Here is a 22023-nt window from a genome sequence, read left to right on the forward strand (position 1 = left end):
CCCCCCCCCCCCCCCCCCCCCCCCCCCCCCCCCCCCCCCCCCCGCTTCTCTTCTTTACGCCTGCTCCAGGGCCAGAAAATCCTTTATGATCTCCTCCCCCCGGGCGTGTACCCGGTCAAAGTCCACATGGGGATTATAGATGGCCTCCAGCTCATCGTGCATGGCCTTGGCCTGAGCCAGGGCGTCCACCGCCTCCTCCATGAGGGCGGCAGTCACCTTCCGGGCAAAGCGCAGCCGGGCCCGGCTGCGCCGCAGCAGCTCGGCATCCACCATGGCCTCCAGCCGGATACGGCGGTAGGGCCGGCGGGGCCAGGGCTGCTCGGGGGTGGTGCTCACAAAGGCCAGAGACAGATCGGGGACAATCAGATGGGCCATCCGGTCAGGGAACATGGGATCGGGGCAGGCCACCACATCGTGGCCCGCTGCCATGGCCCCGGCGGCCAGGCAGGTGAGCATGGTGTGGGCCAGGCCATAGGTATCGCTCAGCTCATATACCCTGCTGCACTGGGCCTCCACCGTGCCGTACTCCCGCAGCACCCCCTGCCAGGTCACCGCCCCCAAAAACCGCTGTACCGACCGGCCTGCCTGTTCTCCCTCCCGCTTCAGTTCCCGGGACAGGATGCCCTTGGCCCGCTTGGCCATCTTGGCCTCCAGGGCAGGGGTGAGCAGCAGGGCCCGCCCGTCCTCCTCCAGCTGGGCGGCAGCGGTGAGACAGCGGTAGGCCCGGGCATAGCAGGCCTTATAGCCCTTCATGCACCCTTTCAGCTCCGCACCCACCGCCTGGAGTGCCGCCCGGTCATAGCAGGCCCCCAGATCCACATAGCTCTCCACCAGGCCGGGATATTTGGGCTCCACCACATGGGGGGCGGTGCCGTCCACCACCGCCGCACCCAGGGCGGGGATGATGACCGCATCCAGGGAGTCGGGATCGCCGGAGCAGTAGATGTACTCCACCGAATGGCCCGCCTCCTCCATGGCCCGCCCCACCTGCTTCATCAGGGTGGATTTGCCGCAGCCCGGCCCGCCCTTCAAAATGCGGATGTCCCGGGCCTTCTCCGGGTCCAGCATCTGATCGTAAAGGGAATAAAAGCCGGTGGGGGCATTGGCCCCTAAGTAATAACAGATCCTTGCCTCTGCTTCCATAAAAAGACCCTCCAAGAGTAAGTTTCTCACTCTCAGGGTATGCGTGGGCAGGTTGGACGGTGCGCCGGTCACATCTTGTCCCGGTAAAAGTAGAGTAATTCCTCCACCAGCATGGCCGCCGCCGGGGACAGAGGGCTGGAGCGCCGGTAGAGCAGATAAAACTGCCGCTCCAGCAGGGGACTCTCCGGGGCAAACACCAGGATTTTGCCCTCCTGAGCCGCCTCTTTGGCGGCGCAGCCCGACAGGATGGAGATGCCTAGGCCGTTCTTCACCCCCTGGAGGATGCTCTCAGTGCTCTCCAACTGGGCTGCCATAGTCAGATTCTTAATCTCCAGGCCGATGCCCTTGAGATACTGCTCGGCCTGCTTGCGGGTACCGGAGCCCGGCTCCCGCATCAGGAAGGGGGCGTGTCTCAGGATCTCCGGCGTCATCTGGCCTCCCAGGGCCTGATACTCCGGGGTGTTGGGGGTGGCAATCACCAGCTGTTCCGCGAAGAAGGGGACGCACAGCAGTCCCGCTCGCTGGACCGGAGCCCCCACCAGCCCCAGCTCGGCTCCGTTTTCCACCATCCACTGGACCACCTGGCCGCTGTCCCCCTGCCGGACCTGGAAAAACACGTCTGGGTAGCGCTGGCGCAGCAGGGGCAGAATCTGGGGCAGCAGGTACTGGGAGGGCACGGTGGAGGCCGCCACCGACAAAGTCCCCGAGATGGAGGAGGCGGCGGTACGCACATCCTGGGCCGCCCGCTGGCACAGGCCCAAAATCTCGGCGGCATACCGGCTGAGCACCCGCCCGGCGGCGGTGAGCCGCAGTTCCCGGGTAGAGCGCACCACCAGCTGGGTCCCCAACTCGTCCTCCAGAGCGGCTACATGGGCGCTGACGGTAGGCTGGGTGAGATAGAGGGCCTCCGCCGCCTTGGAAAAGCTGCGCTGGCGGGCCACCTGTAAAAATGCCTCCAGTTGTTTGAATTGCATGGTAAGCCTCCGATTGCTTTTTTCGTTGAAATAAGATACACTGTTGCTAACAAACATTCAGGGGGTGATGAGATGCCGTATGAGAAGCTGCGCCTGACCGCCATGACCACGGCCGGTGGGTGAGGGGCCAAAATAGGGCCGGGTGTCCTAAGGAATGTATTGGCGGGCCTGCCCAAAGCGGCGGACCCCAACCTGCTGGTGGGTTATGACTCCAGCGACGACGCCGCCGTCTACAAGGTCAGTCACGACGTGGCCATGATCCAGACGGTGGACTTCTTCCCTCCGGTGGTGGACGACCCCTATACCTTCGGGCAGATCGCCGCCACCAACGCCCTCTCCGACGTGTACGCCATGGGGGGCGAGCCCCGGCTGGCCATGAATCTGCTGGCCTTCCCCTCCTGCCTGCCGGTGGAGGCGGTGGGAGATATTCTGGCAGGAGGCGCCTCCAAGGTAACTGAGGCCGGAGCAGTGATCGCCGGCGGCCACAGTATTGAAGATCAGGAGCCCAAGTACGGCCTGTGCGTCACCGGGCTGGTCCATCCCCGCCGCATCCTCACCAACAGCGGGGCAAAGGTGGGGGATATCCTGGTGCTGACCAAGGCGCTGGGCACCGGTGTGCTGTCCACCGCCGCCAAGGCCGAGCTGCTGGAAGAGGCCGACTACAAGCAGATGGTGGAACTGATGACCACCCTCAATAAGTACGCCGCCCAGGCGGTGGGGTCTATTTCCCTCAGCGCCTGCACCGACGTCACCGGCTTCGGCCTGGTGGGCCATGTGAAGGAAATGGCGGAGGGCAGCGGTACCACCATGGAGCTGTGGGCGGGCAAGGTGCCCATCGTGCCCAAGGCTCTGGAGCTGGCACGGGACGGCATCATCCCCGCCGGCGCTTACCGCAACATGGACTTTACCGCCGGCGACACCCTGGAGGACTCCGCTGTTCCCCGGGAAGTGCTGGACTGTCTCTACGATCCCCAGACCGCCGGCGGACTGCTGTTCAGCGTACCCGAGCGCCAGCTCCACGCCCTCATGGGCCGGATGATGGACGCCGGGGTGCCCGCCGTGGCCGTGGGCGCGGTGCGTCCCAGAGGGGAAAAGCTGGTCCACATCAAGCCATAAGCAGACAAAAGGGCTGCCGCACGTTGTGCGGCAGCCCTTTGTGCGTTTTCCCATTATACCTCTCTTTATTGATTTTTTCTATATCTTTCATTTTATTTATGGAAAATTCGTATTTCAAATTTTTGTACCCCGGCGCTATAATCTGCTTGAGAGAAAGTTTGTTTGCTTTCCTGAAAAAAAGTTAGAGAGGTGTTGTGTGTGACAAAGCTCAAAGGACACCTGCCGGTTATTCTGGCCGGACTGGTGGTAGGCATCGCCTCGGTGGTGCTGGTTGCTCTGGGCAACCCGGTAAACATGGGCTTCTGTATCGCCTGCTTCCTGCGGGACATCGCCGGCGGCGTGGGGATGCACCGGGCCGCCATTGTGCAGTACATCCGGCCCGAGATCATTGGCCTGGTGCTGGGCGCCATGATCATGGCCCTGGCAGGCAAGGAGTTCAAGGTGCGGGGCGGCTCCTCCCCCATGACCCGGTTCGTGCTGGGCTTCTGCGTCATGGTGGGCGCCCTCATGTTCCTGGGCTGCCCCCTGCGGATGGTCATCCGCCTGGGCGGCGGCGACGGAAACGCCATCCTGGGCCTCATTGGCTTCATCATCGGCATTTTCGTGGGCACCCTGTTCCTGAAAGCAGGCTTCTCCCTCAAGAAGTCCCAGCCTCAGCCCAAGATCGAGGGTGTGCTCATGCCCGCCGTCAACGTGGGCCTGCTCATCCTGGTGATCGCCGCTCCCGCCTTCATCTTCTTCTCCACTGAGGGTCCCGGCTCCATGCGGGCCCCCATCGCCGCCGCCCTTATCGCCGGTCTGGTGGTGGGCGCCATCGCCCAGCGCAGCCGTCTGTGCATGGCCGGCGGCATCCGGGACGCCATGATGCTGAAGGACTTCCACCTGCTCATGGGCTTCGTGGCCATCTTCGTGGCCGTGCTGGTGGGCAACCTGATCGTGGGCGGCATGGGCCTCAAGGGCGGCTTCAACCCCGGCTTTGCCGGTCAGGCCGTGGCCCACACCGACGGGCTTTGGAACCTGCTGGGCATGGTGCTGGTGGGTCTGGGCTCCGTGCTGCTGGGCGGCTGTCCCCTGCGTCAGCTCATCCTCTCCGGCAGCGGCAACAGCGACTCCTCCGTGGCCGTGCTGGGCATGGTGGTGGGCGCCGCCTTCTGCCATAACTTCGGCCTGGCCTCCTCCACCGACGGCCCCAGCTTTGCCGGTAAGGTGGCCGTCATCATCGGTCTGGTCCTGGTCTGCGCCATCGGCGCGGGCAACACCAAGAAAGCGTGAGGTGAACGGTATGAATCAAGTGGACGCCAGAGGCTACTCCTGTCCTGAGCCGGTGCTCATGACCAAGAAGGCCCTGCAAAACGGCACCCCCCTGGTGGTGCTGGTAGACAATGAGACTCCCCTCCAGAACGTGCGCCGGTTTGCCACCAACAATGGCTACCAGGTGACCTGGAAAGAGGTGGGGGAGGACTATGAACTCACCATCACCAAGTAAGGAGCACATCGCCACCTTCCACACCCACTTCGGGGCCCTCACCTTCCACAAGAAGCTGAAAGCCCTGGGAGACAACGCGGTGATGATGCCGGTGCCCCGCAAGCTGTCCGCCTCCTGCGGCACCTGCGTGAAGTTCTCCCTTCCCTTCGACCAGTCCTGGGCCGACGAGGATCTGGAGGCGGTCTACCTCCATGAAGAGGGAAACTACCGGCTGCTCTTCGAGAACGAGGAAACCTGAGAAATCCCCCCGGATGTCTTGTAGCATCCGGGGGGATTATGCTATACTAAATAAAAAAATGGGGGAGCGGACGCAATGGACACCATGATCATCGGCATCGCCGGAGGCACCGGCTCGGGCAAAACCACCCTGACTCTGGGTCTGAAGGAGCGCTTTGGGGACGCGGTCTCCATCCTCTACCACGACAACTACTACAAGCAGCACGACGAGATGCCCTATGAGGAGCGGTGCAAGCTGAACTATGACCACCCGGACGCCTTCGATACCCAGCGTCTGGTGGAAGATCTGGACGCTCTGCGCCGGGGGGAGACAGTGTACAGCCCCACCTACGACTACACCATGCACAACCGGGCCGCCGAGACGGTGGAGGTCCGTCCCGCCAGGGTGATCCTGGTGGAGGGCATCCTCATCTTTGTGGAGCCCGCCCTGCGGGAGCGCATGGACATCAAGCTCTTTGTGGACACCGACGCCGACGTGCGCATCCTCCGCCGCATCCTGCGGGACGTAAAACAGCGGGGCCGCTCCCTGGACTCGGTGGTACAGCAGTACCTCACCACCGTCAAGCCCATGCACGAGCAGTTCGTGGAGCCCTCCAAGCGGTACGCCGACCTGATCGTACCCGAGGGCGGCCGCAACCAGGTGGCCATGGAGATGATCATTCAGCGCATCCGCAGCCATATTTCTTTGGATTGACAGACAGCAAAAGGGAACCTGCCATACGGCAGGTCCCCTTTTCTTATTGAAACCGGTAGCCCTTTTGCTGCAAACTCTGGAGAAAGCCCATGAAATGCCCATGGTCCCAAAAGTTCAGCAGCCGCCAGCCCTCCATGGGATGGAAGGAGACGATGCGGGCCTCATCCAGCCGTACCCTGCCGCTCACCCACTGCTCCTTTGTATATGCCGTGAGTTGCATCCGCTCCCTCCTTATTGTCACCAACCGGTACCCACCAGATTGCCGTGCCATCCGTCGGTCTCCAGCGTGATAAAACCGCAGCGGCCGTACTCATAAGCCCCCTTTGGTACCGATGGGTCGTTTCCGGTATATTCCCCGGTGTTGCCCGCCATGGAGTGATTCAAGGCGTCCTCGTTCTCCGGCACAAAGATAGTGGTCAGATAGAAGGGATAGACGTTGTCCGGCAGGTCCTCAAAAGCGGGGATATCATCTTCCGCGGGGCTGACGATGCACTGGACATAGGTCCAGCAGAAGCTGCTGCCGGAACTGGCCTGGAGGTGGCGCTCCTCCAATGCGGTACAGTGGGCCTTGGCTGCCGCCAGATAATCCTGGCCGGTATTGGGAATGACGATTTGATCCTGCTGATCGTAGTTGCCCCCCAGCGCCTGGAACTCCACTTCATCATACCAGCCCCGCAGAATCCGGTATACTTCCCGCTCCTCCACACTGTCTGGATTGAGCCATATCACACCGGAGCCGTCGTCATAGGCCGCCGCTGAAAGTCCCGCATAGGCGGTAAGGGTCCAGCCCGGCCCCGCCAGGGTCACTCCGTCCCCCTTGGGGGCCTCCTGCGCCGGGGTGCTGTACTTCCGCCAGGTGAGATCGGCCAGTCCGCTGTAATAGCCCTCACCATTATCGGTGTTCCAACAATCCTTCAGCGCTTCACCAGCTTGACCGCCCTCAGGCAGCAGGGTAAGGGTAAGGGGCGTCTCGCCACAGGTCACTCCGGAGAGCAGACTTGCCGAGGTTTGAGCCGGGGTGATCCGGCTGTCCGGCGTAAAACTCTCCGCCATGAGAGCCAGCACCTTTGGTGCGGCAACGGCAGTGATGGTGAGCGGCTGGCCATCGGTGCCGCCGTCCTGCCATTGGATGGTAATCCTCCAGCAGCCCTCTGCCCCCTCCACATAGTAGTAACGGTAGTTCCAGCCGTCCCCCTGGGCCTCAAAGACTCGTCCGCTGTCACCGGCAGGGGTCATGCCTCGGGTATCCCCAGCCAGATAGTCGGCCAGGTTGGTCTTGGTATAGTCCACCGTAATGGCAGAGCCGGTGTCGTATTCGGACACCCATACGCTGTGGACAGGGTCCGCCGACGTCTGCTTCCACGCCACCACCGGGATGTAGAGATACCAGCCGTCTCCGTCATAGCGGTGTACCGGGATATTGATATTCTCTTCTCCGCTGGGACCGAGATCCAGCACACTCCATTCCTCCACATAGGGAGGCAGATCCAGGCCCTTTTCCGCTACATACCAGTCGTAGATGGCCTCCTCATAGCTGTTGTGGTAGCCGTAGAAGTCCAGATTGTCATTGACCGGCTGGTCATAGAGGACATTGTAGCTGCCGTCGGGATAGCGCAGAGCAACGATGTTGTGTCCCCCCTGGCCCTCCAGGTCAAACCAGCCGTCCTCCTCGTACATCCCACCCACCAGGGCGATATCCTCCGCAGGGGCATCGATCTGCACCAGATAGTTGAAGGTCCAGGCCTCCAGGGTGCCCTCGGGAGCCAGCCCCTCCAACTCTCCCTGCTTGTCCAACCAGGCCAGCTTGGTACTGGTGACCTGGGCGGTGGCCTCCTCGGTGGTAGCTGTCCCGTTGGAGAATTTATAGTAGGTTACCTCTTTGACACTGTCCAAGGTCTGCTGGGCAAAGTCCTCCACACTCTGATACTGCCCGCTGCCGCCGGTGTTCTGCCCAGCGGGGTTGGAGGCGCAGGCGGCGATGACCGCCACACAGGCCACCCCCGCCACCATGGATAGCCACACACGGGGCCGCTTCCACCGCAGCAGGTTGCGGATACGCCCCTTGGGGTCTCCCTCGCCGAAAGCCAGAGGAGTACCCGCGATGGTGAGCCGCCCGGTGGCCAGCGCCAGCAGGGAGGCCGAGTAGTCGGCCTTGACCCGCTCGCCCAGCTGCCGCACCACCGCTTCGTCGCATCGCATCTCCATGTCCTTGCCCGCCAGAATGAAGGCCGCCCACACCAGGGGGTTGAACCAGTGGAGGCACAGGCCGGCAAAAGCCAGCACCTTTACCACATGGTCCCCGTGGCGGATGTGGTACCGCTCATGGCGGATGATGTAGCCCATCTCCCCCTGGGTCAGGGTGGAGGGCAGATAGATCCGGGGCCTTACCAATCCCAGCACAAATGGGGTGGAGATGTGGTCGGCCAGATAGATGTTGTCTCGCAAACGCAAGCTGCCCACCAGCCTACGCCGCAGCCGGAGCAGGGCGAAGATGCTGTACCCCGCCATGCCCAGCACGCCGGCCAACCACACCCAGGCCGCCACAGCGGCCCAGTCCACAGTGGAAGTAGCCTGCTGTTCCGGGACTACAGGAGCCAAGGAATCAGAGGCGGGTGTTTGGGGCTCCACCGGCACCTGCTCGGTCTGGGGCTGGATAGCCTCCGGCTGCCGCTGGGGCTGCACATAGGTGACGGTGCTCACCACCGGGCTTGCCTGTCTGGCCGGGGCATCCAGGGCCCCCAGCAGGGAGATGCCGGAGGGCAGGGACACCGGACACAGAAGCCGGAAGAGCACCACCGCCCACAGGGCATAGGAAAAGACCTTTGGGGCCCGCTTCAGGGCCAGTCGGGCCGCTATCACACACAGGATCACGATACCCGCCGTGAGGCTCATGTTCAAAAGGGTCGGAAACAGCGTCTGAGATAAGAATGCCGTCATCTTAGGTCACCCCCTGTTCTCATCGATGAGCTGCTGTAACTGCGCGATCTCCTCCTGGGACAGTTTTTTCCGGCGGGTGAAGGCGGTGAGGAAGGCAGGCAGGGACCCGGAAAAAGTCTCCTCCACAAATTCCTCGCTCTGCCGGGCGTAGAACTCCTCTTTGGATACCAGGGCGGTCACCACCCCGTCCTGATTTTGAAAAATGCCCCGCTGGCACAGCCGCTTGAGCACCGTATAGGTGGTGGACTTCTTCCAGCCCAGGGCCTCCTCCGCCTGGCGCACCAGCTGGGTGGAGGTCATGGGTTCCCCCTGCCAAATGAGACCGGCAAAGCGGGACTCCACCGCCCCCAGTTTCCAATCGCTCATAGGATCGCCTCCTTTGGTCTACTACTTGTCGTCCTCACCTGTAGTCTACAGTCTATAGACCATTCTGTCAATGACAATCCGGTTACAAAAAAGGGTCTGTTGCAAAATGTGCAGCTCGTACAAAGACCCGTCATTCCGAGAAAAACGGCCGCCCACCGGGCGGCCGTTTTTCGTGGGAATCCGCCCCTTTTGCCGGGGAAATGGATTGCCACGCCAGTGTGCGCACTGGCTCGCAATGACAGGTTTGTGCAAAACAGCTATTTTGCAACAGGCCCTTTTCAGGCAAATTTCTTCCGCAGGCGGAAGAGCTGCCAGATGATGCAGAACATGACGATGATCCATACCACCAGCACACCCATCAGAATGAGGGTGCCCAGGGTATCCCATTCCTCCCAGGGCAGGGGCAGGAACATGAGGGTACGCAGCACCGCGTCCACATTGCGGCAGGTCCTCAGGCCGCCTCCGCTCTCCCCCGCCGCCTCCGCCAGAAGGGCCAGGTCGGTGAGCATCTGGAAGTGAAAATACAGGCCGATGCAGGTAAGCAGCGCATTCAGCAGGAAAAACTGCCCCATCAGTGTCTGTCCGGTGGCAAACACCGCCAGCCAGTCGGCCAGCTCCCTCGCTCCCAGCAGGATGCAGAAGGGTTTGAGCAGGGTCAGGTCCCGCAGCTGATCCCCCAGCAGGGTGATGGCGAAGAAAAAGAGCAGATAGCCCACCCAGTTGGGCAGAACGTTCAGGGTACCCAGGTTCAGATTCAGGTGGAGAAACACATAGCCCCAGGCAATTTTGGTCAGGCCACGATAGGTACTGCTCATGGGACCACCTCCTCCGGCAGAGCCACGCAGATATAGGTTCGATCCCCGTCCTCAACGGCCACCGCCAGGGCCTCTGGCATGGCGGTCAGGGTCATATTCTCGCCGCTGTATAAGCCGGTGCTCTTCCGCACCGGGTCCTCATCCGGCCCCACCGGATACAGGGTATACCGGTAGTCCGCCTGGGAAAGGGCGCGCTCCGGATCGGCGGACCGGGACATGAAGGCCAGCTCCACCGGCACTTCCACAGGCTCCTCCGTCTGTCTCACAGTGACTCGGAGGGCAAAGCCGTCCTGCATCAAAGTAAACGGGGTATTGGGGCGGGGAGCCGGCTCGACCCAGCCGCTGGAGAGATAACCGACCAGTTGCTGCGGCCTGTAGGAGGATACGGTGCGGTCAATGCCCAGCTGCATCCGCAGGTCCACCTCCACCCGAAGGGTGGCTGTCTCCGCCACGTAGGTGGTGCCGGGGGTGTTCAAATTCCGGGGGAGCCACCGGGGCGCCCCGTCCTCGGCGAATCCCATCCAGCTCTCCAGTTCCCCCAGGGGAGTTACCGTCCAGAATTCTCCCTCCGGACGGACCGCCACCTGCTGGACGGCCACGCCTTTGGTCTCATCTCCCTCCAGAGGAACGAAAAACAGGGTGCCGGTGTAGCCGCCCGCTCCATCGGCCAGCAGGTTCATCACCGACCACTCCGCCTGCCAGGCGGGCCGGGTCCAGCGATAACCCAGGTCCGAAAAGGGGGAGGCGTACAGGTCCACCTCCTCAAAGGGTTCCTCCACCGCCTGGACCACCTGGGCCCGTTCCTCCTCCGGGGTCACCATGGCAAAATACACCGGACTGTCGCACAGCACCGCCTTGGCGTAGGTGTCCAGCGCTCCGGCCACAGTGGTGGGCCGGTTGAGCATGGCGGCGGTCATTGCAAAACTCCCCCGCTGGTCATACTCAGGCACCGCCACCGCCCCGCCGGTGCCCGCCAGACAGGTCACCGCCAATACCACCGCCACGCACCGGGCCCCTAAAGCCACCCCTCTGGGGTAACGCTTGAACCGGGCAATGGCTCCGATTCGGTCCTTGATGTTGCGGCCTCCGTTGGCCATGGAGGTGGTACCCGGCGCCCGGGCATATTTGTCCTCTGCCATGGACAGGAGGATCACGCCGTATTCCCGCCGCTGCTCCCCCTCCAGCCGTTCCAGCACCCGCTGGTCGCACAGTGCCTCGCTGTCGTTCTGGGCCCGGTTCCAGCAGTACCACAGCAGGGGGTTGCACCAGTGGAGGCAGCGCAGCAGGCAGATCCCCACGCCGGCCCACAAATCCCCATATTTCAGGTGGAGCAGCTCGTGGAGGAGCACCTTGTCATCCACCGCCCGCTCCGGCAGCACCAGCACCGGGGAGAGCGGCCCGCACACAAAAGCGCTCTCCGCCGCCGCCAGCACAACCACTCGCTTGGGCACCTTCAGGCCGTACCTCACCGCCACCCGCTCCAGCTGGGCTGTCACCTCAGGTGCGGGGGCCTTTCCCCGGGCCACCTTCCGGCGCAGAGCCACATAGGTCAGCAAAAACCATAGCAGAGTAAGGACCACCCCGGCCACATAAATGATAAAAAGCCAGTCGGTCACACTGGTGGGCATGACAGGCCGGAGCAGCAGGACGGGGGCCACCACCTCCGTCAGCGTATAGGGCTGGGTGAGGGTGGAGGACAGTTTGGCCTCCACCGTCAGTCTGGCGGTCTCCAGCGCCATCCGCCCCTCCGGCAGGAGGGACCGGCCCAGCAGCCCGGCAGGCAGCAATACCCGCAGGGCCAGAATGACCCACACTCCATACTGCCACCGGGGAGACAATTTGTCCAAAAAGAGCCGCTTGGCAATGAGCAGCACCGCCGCCGCCACCGAGGCGGTAAGGGTCTGCATCAAAAAGGCCCAGATGTTTTCCATGGATCACACCTCCATGTCGTCCAGCAGCTTCCGCAGCTCCTCCCGCTCCTGGGCAGTCAGCTTCTCCTCCTTCAAAAAGGCGGCCACCAGCTTGCCCGCCGAGCCCTGATACACCCGGTCCAGCAGGCCCCGCCGCTCCTGAGCGGCGCAGGACTCCCGGTCCACCGCCGCCCGGTAGCGGTGGGGCGCCTGGGTCTTGTCAATGGTCACCAAACCTTTTGCCTCCATCCGGGTCAGGTAGGTAAGCACCGTGTTGCGGCTCCAGCCGGTGGCGGGCCGCAGCACCTCCACCGCCTCGCCCAGAGCCAGCCCATCCGGCGACGTCCACAGGGTCTCCAGCACCCGCCACTCCTTGTCACTCAGCTTCATCTCCGCCCCTCCTACAGCTGTAGTATCTACATAGATACTACAGCTGTAGGAGTATAATGTCAACACTTTCGCCAAATTTTCCGCAAACAGAAAAAAAGCCTACAGACCGTCCCGGAATTGTGGTACAATAACCGTTGAGTGAAAAATGATATGAGAAGGGACGGAGACCGGAAATGGACAAAATCGGGTTTGACAATCAAAAATATCTGGAGCTCCAGTCGGCGCACATCCGGGAGCGGATTCGCAAGTTCGACAACAAGCTCTACCTGGAATTTGGCGGCAAGCTGTTTGACGATTATCACGCCTCCCGGGTACTGCCCGGCTTTGAGCCGGACAGCAAGATCCGGATGCTGAAGGAGCTGCGGGATTCGGTGGAGGTGGTCATCGCCATCTGCGCCAATGACATTGAGAAAAATAAGGTCCGGGGCGACCTGGGTATTACCTACGATGTGGACGTGCTGCGGCTCATCGACGCTTTCCGGGGCCAGGGCCTACTGGTGGGCAGCGTGGTCATCACCCAGTACGCCGGCCAGCCCGCCGCCGACGCCTTCCAGCGCCGGATGGAACACCTGGGCGTCAAGACCTATCTGCACTATCCCATTGCCGGTTACCCCCACAACACCACCCTCATCGTCAGCGACGAGGGCTACGGCAAAAACGACTATATCGAGACCCAGCGGCCTCTGGTGGTGGTCACCGCCCCCGGCCCCGGCAGCGGCAAGATGGCGGTGTGCCTGTCCCAGCTGTACCACGAGTACAAGCGAGGCGTGAAGGCGGGCTACGCCAAGTTTGAGACCTTCCCCATCTGGAATCTACCCCTCCAGCACCCGGTGAACCTGGCCTACGAGGCCGCCACCGCCGACCTGGGGGATGTGAACATGATCGACCCCTTCCACCTGGCCGCCTACGGGGAGACCACGGTGAACTACAACCGGGACGTGGAGATCTTCCCCGTCCTCTCCGCCATGTTTGAGAAGATCATGGGAGAGTGTCCCTACAAGTCCCCCACCGATATGGGCGTGAATATGGCGGGCAAGTGCATTGTGGACGACGACGCGGTGTGTGCCGCCGCCCGGCAGGAGATCGTCCGCCGGTACTACACCGCCCTGTGCGACCGCCGCATCGGCACCGCCACCGACGATCTGGTGTACAAGCTGGAGACCGTCATGCAGCAGGCCCATGTGGATGTGTCCATCCGGTCTGTGGTGGCCGCCGCCGCCCAGGTGGCCGAGGAGACCGGCAACCCCGCCGGAGCCATCGAGCTGCCCGACGGCGAGGTAGTCACCGGTAAGACCACCGATCTGATGGGCGCCTCCTCCGCCACCCTGCTCAACGCCCTCAAGCGGCTGGCAGGCATCGACCACGAGCACCACCTGATCTCCCGTGAGGCTCTGGAGCCCATCCAGCAGGTGAAGGTCCACCACCTGGGCTCGGTGAATCCCCGGCTCCACTCTGACGAGATTCTCATTGCCCTGGCCATCTCCGCCACCACCAATCCTCTGGCCAAGCAGGCGCTGGATCAGCTCTCCGCCCTGCGGGGGTGTGAGGCCCACTCCTCCGTCATCCTCTCTCCCGTGGACTCCCACACCTACAGCCGTCTGGGTCTGCGCCTCACCTGCGAACCCCAGTATGAGACCAATAAGCTGTATCACAAATGAGTTTAGAACAAAAAATGGGTGCTGTCTGTTGACAGCACCCATTTTTAATGTCTGTATCTGGGATCAGGCGCCCAGGGCTTCCGCCGGAATCTCAAAGTCGGCGGCATTGTTGTAGTTGGTGCAATCCATGATGACCTCCACCTTGTCGACGGTCATCATGCCGCTGACATCCACACCTTCCGCGCCTTCCACGCTTCCCATCGCCGCATTCAGTGCCTTGCCCATGATGGACTGCATCACGTCGGTCATATCCATGAAGTAGCGCACGGGATAGCCGCTCTCCTGGTCGATCCACACGGTGATGGGCATATCGCCCAGATCGCTGTAAAAGTCGGACACATCCACCATACCGCCCAGGCTGGACTCCAGATTGGTGGTGGCGCCGCTGGCCTTAAGCACTTCTTCCATGGCCTCGCCCCGGATCACGCCGGTATACTTGTCGGTGGTCATGCCGTTGATCTCCTCGGTACCCACGCTGATGTACTCCGCGCCGCTGTCCAGATAGAGATTCACACTCTGCTGGGCGTCGTACTGCTCCAGCATATTGACGGTGGCGGTCTGGCTGGTCCAGGTGTTGCCGTCATAGAGGTACATATTGTAGGTATCCCCGTCAGCCTCAGCAAAAATACTCATGGAAACCGAGCCCAGGGAACCCATGTCCATGGTCATGTCGGCCTTCATCTTCATGGGATCGTTGAAGCACACCATATCCATGGTGGTATCAGTCTCCACCTTCTGGCCCATGGCGGTCATATCCATTTCCATGACCATGGTGGCCTCCATGCTCTCCGCAGCGTTGACTTTCTCTGTGGCCGCCCGGATCTTCTCGGTGGCATCCTCCTTGTTGGCAGTTCCGTTGCCGCAGGCAGTCATGGACAGGGTCAACGCGGCGCCCAGCGCAAGGGCCGCAACTCTCTTTCCTGTACGCATAAAAGTTTCCTCCTTGTAATTGTGTCTAACATTCTTATGCAGGCACGACTCGGGTGTATTCAAGTCTACCATAGTTTTCTTCCCTTGTCTCCTCTTTTTTCTGAAAGTTTTCTGAAAATTGTCCGTGGGTTTTCCCACCACCCCGTGTATAATGAAACAGAAAGGCAACGTGGAAAGGGGGTGCCGGCGTGGAGGAGCGGGACATCATAGAGCGGCTGCTGGGGCGGGATGAGACCGGTCTGCATGATCTGCTGCGGTATTACGGCCCCTTGATGCGCTATATCATCGCGCCCATCGTGACGGACCCCCACGACCAGGAGGACTGTCTGTCGGAGGCGGCCATGCGGGTATGGGACCGGGTGGACCAGTTCGATCCTCAGCGGGGCAGCTGGACTGCCTGGCTGACTGCGGTGGTCCGCAATACCGCCCGAAATCACCGGCGGGCCGTCCAGCCCCACCACAGCACCCAGGACCTGGACGAAAACACCCCCTCCACCCAGCCCACCCCGGAGGAGCTGCTTCTGCGGCAGGAGCGGCAGGCCGCCGTCAATCGGGCCTTACTCCTGCTCTCCCCCGACGAGCAGACCCTCTTTTACCGAAAATATTACTACTTACAGCCCACGGCTCAGATTGCCGCCGAACTGGGCACCACGGAGCGGGCGGTGGAGGGCAAGCTCTACCGGCTGAAAAAGCGTCTGCGGAAACTGTTGGGAGGTGAGGGATATGCGGGACCCTGATTGGGAGGCCATGGATGAGCAGGAATTTGAAGCCCTGCTGGAAAGCAGCGTCATCCAGCCCCCACCGGAAGAAGTGGTGGCGGAGGTCACCCCCTGGCGGCTGGCCACCAAGCGCATCCTCACCGGCATCGCCCTCACCACCGTCACTTTGAATTTTTGGTGGCTCAACTACCTTCTCCCCGCCATCGGCATGGCGCTGATGCTGCTGGGCTTCCGGGCCCTGCGGCGGGAAAATCGGTGGCTGGGTCTCTGCTTCGGCATCACGGTGTTCCGTGCCGTCTATCTGTATGCCGGTCTGATCCTCAACAGCACCATTTGGCACAGCACCATATTCCCCTCCCCTGTGGTCTATGGATTGACCGGAGTCAATCTGCTCCTTACATTCGCCCAATTCTTCTGCCTGTGGCGCGGATTTCGGGCGGTGCAGCAAAAGGCGGGTCTCCCCGCTCGTGCAGGGGGCGCTGTGGCTCTGATGGTATGGTATGGCGTCATTTTCCTGCTGGCCCTGGTGCAGTATGTGGGATTCATCCTTCTTGGCATCTTGTTGGTGAGCTATATCTGTATCCTCCGCAGCCTGTGGAAGCTGTCCAAAGAGCTGGATCAGGCGGGCTATGCCATCCGCCCCGCGCCGGTGCGCATCGAGGACGGAACCGCGGCCCTGGCCATTGCCATCCTGCTGGTGGCCGGCTGCTTTTTGGGCTGGCTGCTGGGGTGCAAGTATCCCATGGACTGGCAGGCGACAGGCCCTGCCGAGCACAGCGGTGCGGAGGAGATCGAGGCACAGCTGCTGGAGCTGGGCTTCCCCGATTATGTGCTTCAAGATCTGACTGCCGAGGACATCGCCGCCTGCGACGGCGCCCTGCGGGTGGTAACAGATGTCCACAATCATTCTGTGAATAACAGCGCGAACGAACCCCTGCGCATCACCGGTGTGGCGGTGGAGCTGCCCGGCGAACAAGGTCGATGGATGATTTTCCACCACTTCCTCTGGACCGAGGACCCCGGTTTCTACGGCACCGAGTCTATCCAGCTCTGGCCCGCCCAGCACCTTTCGGAGGGATGGAGGTCTGCGGGAACTGTCTCCGGTCGGGTGTTGTACGACAAGAACGGGCAAACCTACTCCGCTCCTTACTACTATCTGGGCGAGCAGACCTTTACCTCAGACAGCATTTTCTGGGGAGAGCAGACCAGCACCGACATATTCGCCGCCTTCTCCATGCCTGAGACGGGCGAAAACAAGCGGGGTTACCTGGCCTATCCCGTTGCAGCACTCCAGGACGGCTATATCCTTGACAGCTGGTTCAATTACACCCACCAGCGTACCGCCCTCCAGTACCCCGCCATGACGGCTATGGAGGCCAGAATGTGCAACGGTTTGAACTGGTACGGTCCCTTCTACACCGTTCAGGACGCGCTTCAGTTCTACCCCACAGCAGAAAGTGCAGATCTTCTTTCGTAGGAATCGCCCCTACGGCACATAATAGCTGTTCTTCCGCAAAAAAGGACCGGGCTGAAATCAGCCCGGTCCTTTTGCATCTGATTAGTCTGCCTCGTCCTGCATCGCCGCGTCGTCGCAAAGTCCGCTCTCTTCGGAACAGCCTGACGGCTATTCCTCATACCGCTTCCTTGCTCCTCCTTTCCCATAGCGACCCGCTTTCGCTGGGCTCGCTCTGGGGTCCCATCATGGCCTTCTCCTGGGCGGCGGGAGGTACGTCCGCCCCAGCGGGTCAAGACCCGCCGGGGTCCCCATTCTTTTTCATCTGCTCGGGGCAAGTGAATTGCCCCGGCATCAAGGTTTTGCCCTTGGGGCAAAACACTTGGACGAGGACGCGTCCTCCTGCCGCCCCATAAAAAGGACCGGGCTGATTTCAGCCCGGTCCTTTTGCATCTAATTAGTCTGCCTCGTCCTGCATCGCCTTGGCGGCCTCAATGGCCTTCTCCTGGGCGGCGGGAGGAGCGTCCTCGTAGCGGACAAAGTGGAAGGTGAAGGAGCCGCGGCCCTGAGTCATGGACCGCAGGTCGATGGCATAGCGGCTCATCTCCGCCATGGGCACCTCGGCCTCCACCACCTGGTTGCCCTCGCCGTCGGGGTTCATACCCATCACGCGGCCGCGGCGCTTGTTCAGGTCGCCGATGACGTCGCCCATGTAGCTGTCGGGGATGGTGACCTTCAGCTCGCCGATGGGCTCCAGCAGCACGGGGCTGGCCTGGGGCATACCGGCCTTGTAGGCCAGCTGCACGGCGGTCTTAAAGGCCATTTCGGAGGAGTCAACGGGGTGATAGGAGCCGTCGAACAGGGTGGCCTTCAGGTACACCACGGGATAGCCCGCCAGCACGCCGTGGACCACGGCCTCACGCATACCCTTCTCAACAGCGGGGAAGTAGTTCTTGGGCACAGCGCCGCCCACGACCTCCTCGCAGAACTGGAGCTCCTCGGTGTCGCCGGGCTCAAAGCGCATCCACACGTCGCCGAACTGGCCGTGACCGCCGGTCTGCTTCTTGTGGCGGCCCTGGACCTCCACCTTCTTGCGGATCTTCTCACGGTAAGCCACACGGGGCTCGGAGAGCTCGGCGTCCACGCCGAAGCGGCTCTTCAGGCGGGAGACGATGACGTCCATCTGCATATCGCCGGTACCGGAGACCACCATCTGGTGGGTCTCGGCGTTGTTCACCCAGTTGAAGGTGAGATCCTCTTCGTTCAGGCGGGTAAGGCCGGCAGCGATCTTGTCCTCCTGGCCCTTGGTCTTGGGGCTGATGGCCACGGAATAGCAGGGCTCGGGGAAGGGGATGGGCTCGATCTTGACCACCTTGCGGGGATCAGACAGGGTGTCGCCGGTCTTGACCTTGTCCATCTTGCCGATGGCGCCGATGTCGCCGCACTCCAGCTCCTTGACCTCCTCGGCCTTCTTGCCCTTCATGACGTACAGGCGGCCCAGCTTCTCAGTGGCACCGGTACGGGCATTGACCACCTGCATATCAGGCTTCAGGTTGCCGGAGAGCACCTTCACATAGGAATACTTGCCGTACTGGTCGGACACGGTCTTCCACACAAAGGCGCAGGGCAGAGCGCCGGGGAAGGCCACGAACTCATCCAGCTCGCCCTTCTCGTTCTCGCCCATGAGGGGATGACCCTCCAGGGGAGAGGGCAGCAGCTCCACGATGATGTCCAGCAGCATACGGGTGCCCAGGCCGGTGATGGCGGAGCCGCACACCACAGGGAAGAGGGACAGGTCCTTGACGCCCTGGCGCAGGCCCTGGATCATCTCGGCGTAGGTGAAGTCCTCGCCGGAGAAGTACTTGTCCATCAGCTCCTCGCTGGTCTCGGCCACGGACTCCTTCAGGGCGTCGTACAGCTCGTCCAGCACGGGCAGCTTCTCGTCGGGCACGTCGATCTCCACGCGCTCGCCCTTGGGGCCCGCCTCAAAGGCACGCTTATGGAGCACGTCGATGAAGCCGATGACCTTCTTGTCGGCGTCCCAGATGGGGGCCACCACGGGGGCGATGTTCTTGCCGAAGCGCTCCCGCAGGGTATCGAAGGCGGCGTTGTAATCGGAGTTATCCTCGTCGGTCTTGGAGATGTAGAGCAGACGGGGCATATTGCGGCGCTGGCACAGCTTCCAGGCCTTCTCGGCGCCCACGCTCATGCCGCCCTTGGCGGAGCAGACGATGATGGCGGCGTCGGAGACCTGCATGGCCTCCATGACCTCGCCGGAGAAGTCGAAGTAGCCGGGAGTGTCCAGCACGTTGATCTTACAGCCGTTGTACTCAATGGGGGCCACCGCGGTGGAGATGGAAATCTGGCGGCGGGTCTCTTCGGGATCATAATCACAAACGGTGTTTCCGTCGGCAGGATTGCCCAGACGGGGGGTACCACCGGTCAAAAACAGCATACTCTCGGCCAGGGAGGTCTTTCCGTTGCCACCGTGTCCCAGCAGACAGATGTTGCGGATATTTTGTACGGAATAGCTCATAACTTGTTTCCTCTCCTTACATTTGGAATCGCGGAGCAGCATGGTAAACTGCTGTTGTCCATTATACATGAAAGTTCCGTCAGTTACAACTAAAACTTTAGAAAAATCGCGCAAACTCCCGGGTAAGGCAGAGGAAGGCCCCGCCGCAGAAGGGGCGGGGCCTTGGGACAGTTCAGCTTTGGTCCACGGGGATGGTCTGGCCGTTGAGGGTAATGGAAACCACCTGCTCCGGGTCGACGGGCTGATCGAAGGCCCAGGTGGCCCACCAGCTGTTTCCATCCGCATACGTTGGGGTCAGGACGGTGCCGTCCTTCAAAACGACCGTAGGAGTAAATTTCTCCAGTGTAATAAAGGGGATGGTCTTTCCATCCTCCAGGTACATGGTATCCTGATCACAAACCAGAGTAAGGCTCAGCGGGGAGAGTTCCAAGGACTGGGCCATGACAGAGCCCTCCGCCCCAAGATCAGCAGGCAATGCAAGGGAGATGGAAAAATGCTCAGATTCCACTGTCTGGAGTGGAATTTCTATGGTCCACTCCCCTTCCACCGGTTTGCTCAGGGCAGAATAGTCCACCAGCATCTCCACCTGGGTCAGCCTGGGCAACTGCTCGGGGCCAAAGCCCTCCAGACAGTAGGGCCAGACATCCCTGTCCGTCCTCATCAGGGAACAACTGATCTGCGTGGTCTCATCCAGCCGATTCCCGTCCAGGTCCCGAGCCGTGAAATAGACCCGCACCATCCTGCCGTCAGCCAGGGCCTGGGCCGCTTCGATCCGGACCCCCTGATCCTCACAGGCGGCCTCCACCTGGGTGGCATAGGAGGTCCGGCTGCCCAGGTCGTCCCGGATGGCCTGCCAGAGGGTGGGCCCCGCCGCCAGGGCCGAAACCGTGAGGACGGCGGCAGCGGCTGCCGCCACAAGCCCCCGGCGGGTAAGGCGGCGGGGCCGGGCCTTCTCCCCGGACAACGCTTTTCTCATCCGGTCCCGGGTACCCTCCACCAGCGCCCGGTCCGGAGCAATCTCGTCAAATTTGGCGCGATAGTCATGCTCAAACACAGGAATCCCCTCCTTCTTCCAGATAGTCCCACAGCTGCCGCCGGACCCGCATCAGGCGCATCCGCACGGCGGACTCCTTCTTGCCCAGCAGCCCGGCAATCTCAGGGGTGGAGTACCCCTCGTAGTAGTAGAGATGGACCACTACCCGCAGCTCGGGGAACAGCCTGTCCAGGCAGGCGTCCAATCCGCTCTCCGCCGTCTCCGGGGCCGGGAGGTGCTCCGCCGCCTCCAGCGGCTCGGTGCGCCGGCGGAAGGGATTGCGCCAGTATGAGTTGGCGCAGTTCACCGTCACCCGGCAGAACCAGGCGCGGGCGTGCTCCTCGCTCTCAAAGTCCGGCCCCTTGGCCACATAGCGGAGAAAGACCTCCTGAAAAATATCGTCCGCCGCATCCCGGCGGCGGGTACGGGCAAAGGCCAGTCGGTAAACCAGCCCTGCGTACCGCTCCAGCAGCTCCTCCGCCCGGGCATTGAACCCGCCGGCATCCTTCTTCACATGACCCCTCCTCTCCAGGTGTTTGAAAAGGCCTTTCACCTGAACTACGCGCCAGCCCTCTGTTTCGTCACATCCAAATAGAAAAAGCGCAGGCCCGCAGCCTGCGCTTTCTCAAAATAATTACGGTTGCACGATCTCGCTGCCGTCCAGCGGCACGGTGTAGGCGGTGCAGCTGGCAGTACCGTCAGGGCCAGGGGTGACCTGCTCCAGCTGGCACAGCCAGCCGGTACCCTCCTGGTTCAGTCCGGCGCACATCAGCTTGGTGGTAGTGCCGTCCTGAGCAGTGGGGCCGGTCATGGTCCCATCCTCACCCACCGTCAGCTCGTCGGTGTTCCAGCCCAGCCAGGCGGCCAGCTTGTACAGGGCTTCCGTCTGGGTAAGACCGACCTGGGTAAGCGTGGGATTCACGGTGGCCTGGGTCGTCTGGACGCCCCGGTCGTCCGGGGTCACGCTGTAGGGTTCAGCTCCAGTTTCAGCAGGTGTCTGGGACGCAGCAGCAGGCTCCGTGGTCTTTGTGCTGCCCTCTCCGGAATAGCTCTGACCACCCTGCTGGCTGTCTGTCCCCTGACCGGAGCTGCCGCCGGCAGTCTGATCCTCCTGATTGCCGCTCTCTGCCTGGGCCTGGGTGGGCTGGGGCACGATCTCTCGGGTCACCGGTCCCTCCTCATCGCCTCCGGCAGGCAGGTTGCTCTCCACCGCCACGGAAATGCTGCCGGGGGCCTGCTCGCCGCCCCGGAAGCCGCCGGTCCGCCACTGGTCCATGACCCCCGCGCCCACCAGCACCAGGGCGGCCACCGCCGCCAGGGAGGCCAGGCTCCGCCAGCGCCACTGCCGCTTCTTGCTCTGGAAGGGGGTGACCTTGGAGGTATGAATCTTGTTCATGACCCCTTCCTTCAACTCTGCGGGAGGTTCAGCTGCCAGGTAGGGCAGTTCTTCATGAATGGACTCCAGATCGTCCGCAAGGGTCCGGCACGCCGGGCACGCCGACAGGTGCTCCTCCAGCCGGGCAGTCTCTTCCTGGGTCAGAGGTCCGTCCAACCGGGCGCTGATTAGTTCCAGCGCCTCGTCACAGCTCAGCATATCGTTCCCTCCTCTCCATTCGGGGGTAAGTC

At 62.1% G+C, this 22023-nt stretch carries 21 protein-coding genes; 8 read left to right on the top strand and 13 right to left on the bottom strand.

Going from position 1 to position 22023, the window contains the following annotated elements:
- Nucleotides 1–54: 54 nt before the first annotated feature.
- Nucleotides 55–1143: a hypothetical protein gene (locus B5E56_RS12870; protein ID WP_242958979.1), complete on the bottom strand. Its 1089-nt coding sequence runs from the start codon at nucleotides 1141–1143 to the stop codon at nucleotides 55–57.
- Nucleotides 1144–1211: 68 nt separating this feature from the next.
- Complete coding sequence (locus B5E56_RS12875) at nucleotides 1212–2117, bottom strand: selenium metabolism-associated LysR family transcriptional regulator (RefSeq protein WP_158098728.1); 906 nt, start codon at nucleotides 2115–2117, stop codon at nucleotides 1212–1214.
- Nucleotides 2118–2189: 72 nt separating this feature from the next.
- Between B5E56_RS12875 and selD the strand changes: the two genes are divergently transcribed.
- The 5 genes from selD (at nucleotide 2190) to udk (ending at nucleotide 5650) form a co-directional block, all read left to right on the top strand.
- On the top strand, nucleotides 2190–3233 hold the full coding sequence (gene selD / locus B5E56_RS12880) for a selenide, water dikinase SelD (RefSeq protein WP_087390818.1): 1044 nt from the start codon (nucleotides 2190–2192) through the stop codon (nucleotides 3231–3233).
- Nucleotides 3234–3431: 198 nt separating this feature from the next.
- Complete coding sequence (yedE, locus tag B5E56_RS12885; RefSeq protein ID WP_242955386.1) at nucleotides 3432–4505, top strand: YedE family putative selenium transporter; 1074 nt, start codon at nucleotides 3432–3434, stop codon at nucleotides 4503–4505.
- 10 nt (nucleotides 4506–4515) lie between these two features.
- Entirely contained in the window at nucleotides 4516–4719 is a 204-nt protein-coding gene (locus B5E56_RS12890) for a sulfurtransferase TusA family protein (RefSeq protein WP_087390821.1), read from the top strand.
- Nucleotides 4697–4957: a DUF3343 domain-containing protein gene (locus B5E56_RS12895; RefSeq protein ID WP_087390824.1), complete on the top strand. Its 261-nt coding sequence runs from the start codon at nucleotides 4697–4699 to the stop codon at nucleotides 4955–4957. Before B5E56_RS12890 ends, B5E56_RS12895 begins: the two co-directional genes overlap by 23 nt.
- Nucleotides 4958–5032: 75 nt before the next feature.
- Complete coding sequence (udk, locus tag B5E56_RS12900) at nucleotides 5033–5650, top strand: uridine kinase (protein ID WP_087390827.1); 618 nt, start codon at nucleotides 5033–5035, stop codon at nucleotides 5648–5650.
- A gap of 43 nt (nucleotides 5651–5693) precedes the next feature.
- Here udk and B5E56_RS14645 read toward each other — a convergent pair whose 3' ends face one another.
- The 6 genes from B5E56_RS14645 to B5E56_RS12925 form a co-directional block, all read right to left on the bottom strand.
- Nucleotides 5694–5870 carry a hypothetical protein gene (locus B5E56_RS14645; protein ID WP_158098729.1) on the bottom strand — a complete coding sequence of 59 codons (177 nt, stop codon included), beginning with the start codon at nucleotides 5868–5870 and terminating at the stop codon, nucleotides 5694–5696.
- 17 nt (nucleotides 5871–5887) lie between these two features.
- On the bottom strand, nucleotides 5888–8587 hold the full coding sequence (locus tag B5E56_RS12905; RefSeq protein WP_087390829.1) for a M56 family metallopeptidase: 2700 nt from the start codon (nucleotides 8585–8587) through the stop codon (nucleotides 5888–5890).
- Between the two features lie 6 nt (nucleotides 8588–8593).
- Nucleotides 8594–8953 (bottom strand): BlaI/MecI/CopY family transcriptional regulator, encoded by a 360-nt coding sequence (locus B5E56_RS12910; RefSeq protein WP_087390832.1) that lies wholly within the window; start codon nucleotides 8951–8953, stop codon nucleotides 8594–8596.
- 278 nt (nucleotides 8954–9231) lie between these two features.
- Entirely contained in the window at nucleotides 9232–9768 is a 537-nt protein-coding gene (locus tag B5E56_RS12915) for a hypothetical protein (RefSeq protein WP_087390835.1), read from the bottom strand.
- A complete protein-coding gene (locus tag B5E56_RS12920) occupies nucleotides 9765–11699 on the bottom strand; it encodes a M56 family metallopeptidase (RefSeq protein ID WP_087390838.1) in 1935 nt (644 codons plus the stop codon). The genes B5E56_RS12915 and B5E56_RS12920 overlap by 4 nt, the downstream gene beginning before the upstream one ends.
- Nucleotides 11700–11702: 3 nt before the next feature.
- Nucleotides 11703–12068, bottom strand: coding sequence for a BlaI/MecI/CopY family transcriptional regulator (locus B5E56_RS12925; protein ID WP_087390841.1), 366 nt, complete (start codon nucleotides 12066–12068; stop codon nucleotides 11703–11705).
- Nucleotides 12069–12241: 173 nt separating this feature from the next.
- Between B5E56_RS12925 and B5E56_RS12930 the strand changes: the two genes are divergently transcribed.
- Nucleotides 12242–13726 (top strand): DUF1846 domain-containing protein, encoded by a 1485-nt coding sequence (locus tag B5E56_RS12930; protein WP_087390844.1) that lies wholly within the window; start codon nucleotides 12242–12244, stop codon nucleotides 13724–13726.
- 63 nt (nucleotides 13727–13789) lie between these two features.
- On the opposite strand, the gene B5E56_RS12935 is transcribed toward B5E56_RS12930, so the two are convergent.
- Nucleotides 13790–14656 (bottom strand): DUF6612 family protein, encoded by an 867-nt coding sequence (locus B5E56_RS12935; RefSeq protein WP_087390847.1) that lies wholly within the window; start codon nucleotides 14654–14656, stop codon nucleotides 13790–13792.
- 188 nt (nucleotides 14657–14844) lie between these two features.
- Between B5E56_RS12935 and B5E56_RS12940 the strand changes: the two genes are divergently transcribed.
- Nucleotides 14845–15393 carry an RNA polymerase sigma factor gene (locus tag B5E56_RS12940; RefSeq protein ID WP_087188339.1) on the top strand — a complete coding sequence of 183 codons (549 nt, stop codon included), beginning with the start codon at nucleotides 14845–14847 and terminating at the stop codon, nucleotides 15391–15393.
- Entirely contained in the window at nucleotides 15380–16852 is a 1473-nt protein-coding gene (locus B5E56_RS12945; protein WP_087390850.1) for a hypothetical protein, read from the top strand. The genes B5E56_RS12940 and B5E56_RS12945 overlap by 14 nt, the downstream gene beginning before the upstream one ends.
- Before the next feature lie 433 nt (nucleotides 16853–17285).
- Here B5E56_RS12945 and B5E56_RS12950 read toward each other — a convergent pair whose 3' ends face one another.
- The 4 genes from B5E56_RS12950 to B5E56_RS12965 form a co-directional block, all read right to left on the bottom strand.
- Nucleotides 17286–19364, bottom strand: a complete 2079-nt coding sequence (locus tag B5E56_RS12950) for an elongation factor G (protein ID WP_087390853.1) — start codon at nucleotides 19362–19364, stop codon at nucleotides 17286–17288.
- Nucleotides 19365–19536: 172 nt separating this feature from the next.
- Complete coding sequence (locus tag B5E56_RS12955) at nucleotides 19537–20418, bottom strand: DUF4179 domain-containing protein (protein WP_087390856.1); 882 nt, start codon at nucleotides 20416–20418, stop codon at nucleotides 19537–19539.
- On the bottom strand, nucleotides 20411–20911 hold the full coding sequence (locus tag B5E56_RS12960; RefSeq protein WP_242958981.1) for an RNA polymerase sigma factor: 501 nt from the start codon (nucleotides 20909–20911) through the stop codon (nucleotides 20411–20413). Before B5E56_RS12960 ends, B5E56_RS12955 begins: the two co-directional genes overlap by 8 nt.
- Before the next feature lie 120 nt (nucleotides 20912–21031).
- A complete protein-coding gene (locus B5E56_RS12965) occupies nucleotides 21032–21991 on the bottom strand; it encodes an anti-sigma factor family protein (RefSeq protein WP_087390859.1) in 960 nt (319 codons plus the stop codon).
- Between the last annotated feature and the right edge of the window lie 32 nt (nucleotides 21992–22023).

It is taken from the genome of Flavonifractor sp. An112, assembly GCF_002161085.1.
In the GTDB taxonomy this organism is placed as follows: domain Bacteria; phylum Bacillota; class Clostridia; order Oscillospirales; family Oscillospiraceae; genus Flavonifractor; species Flavonifractor avicola.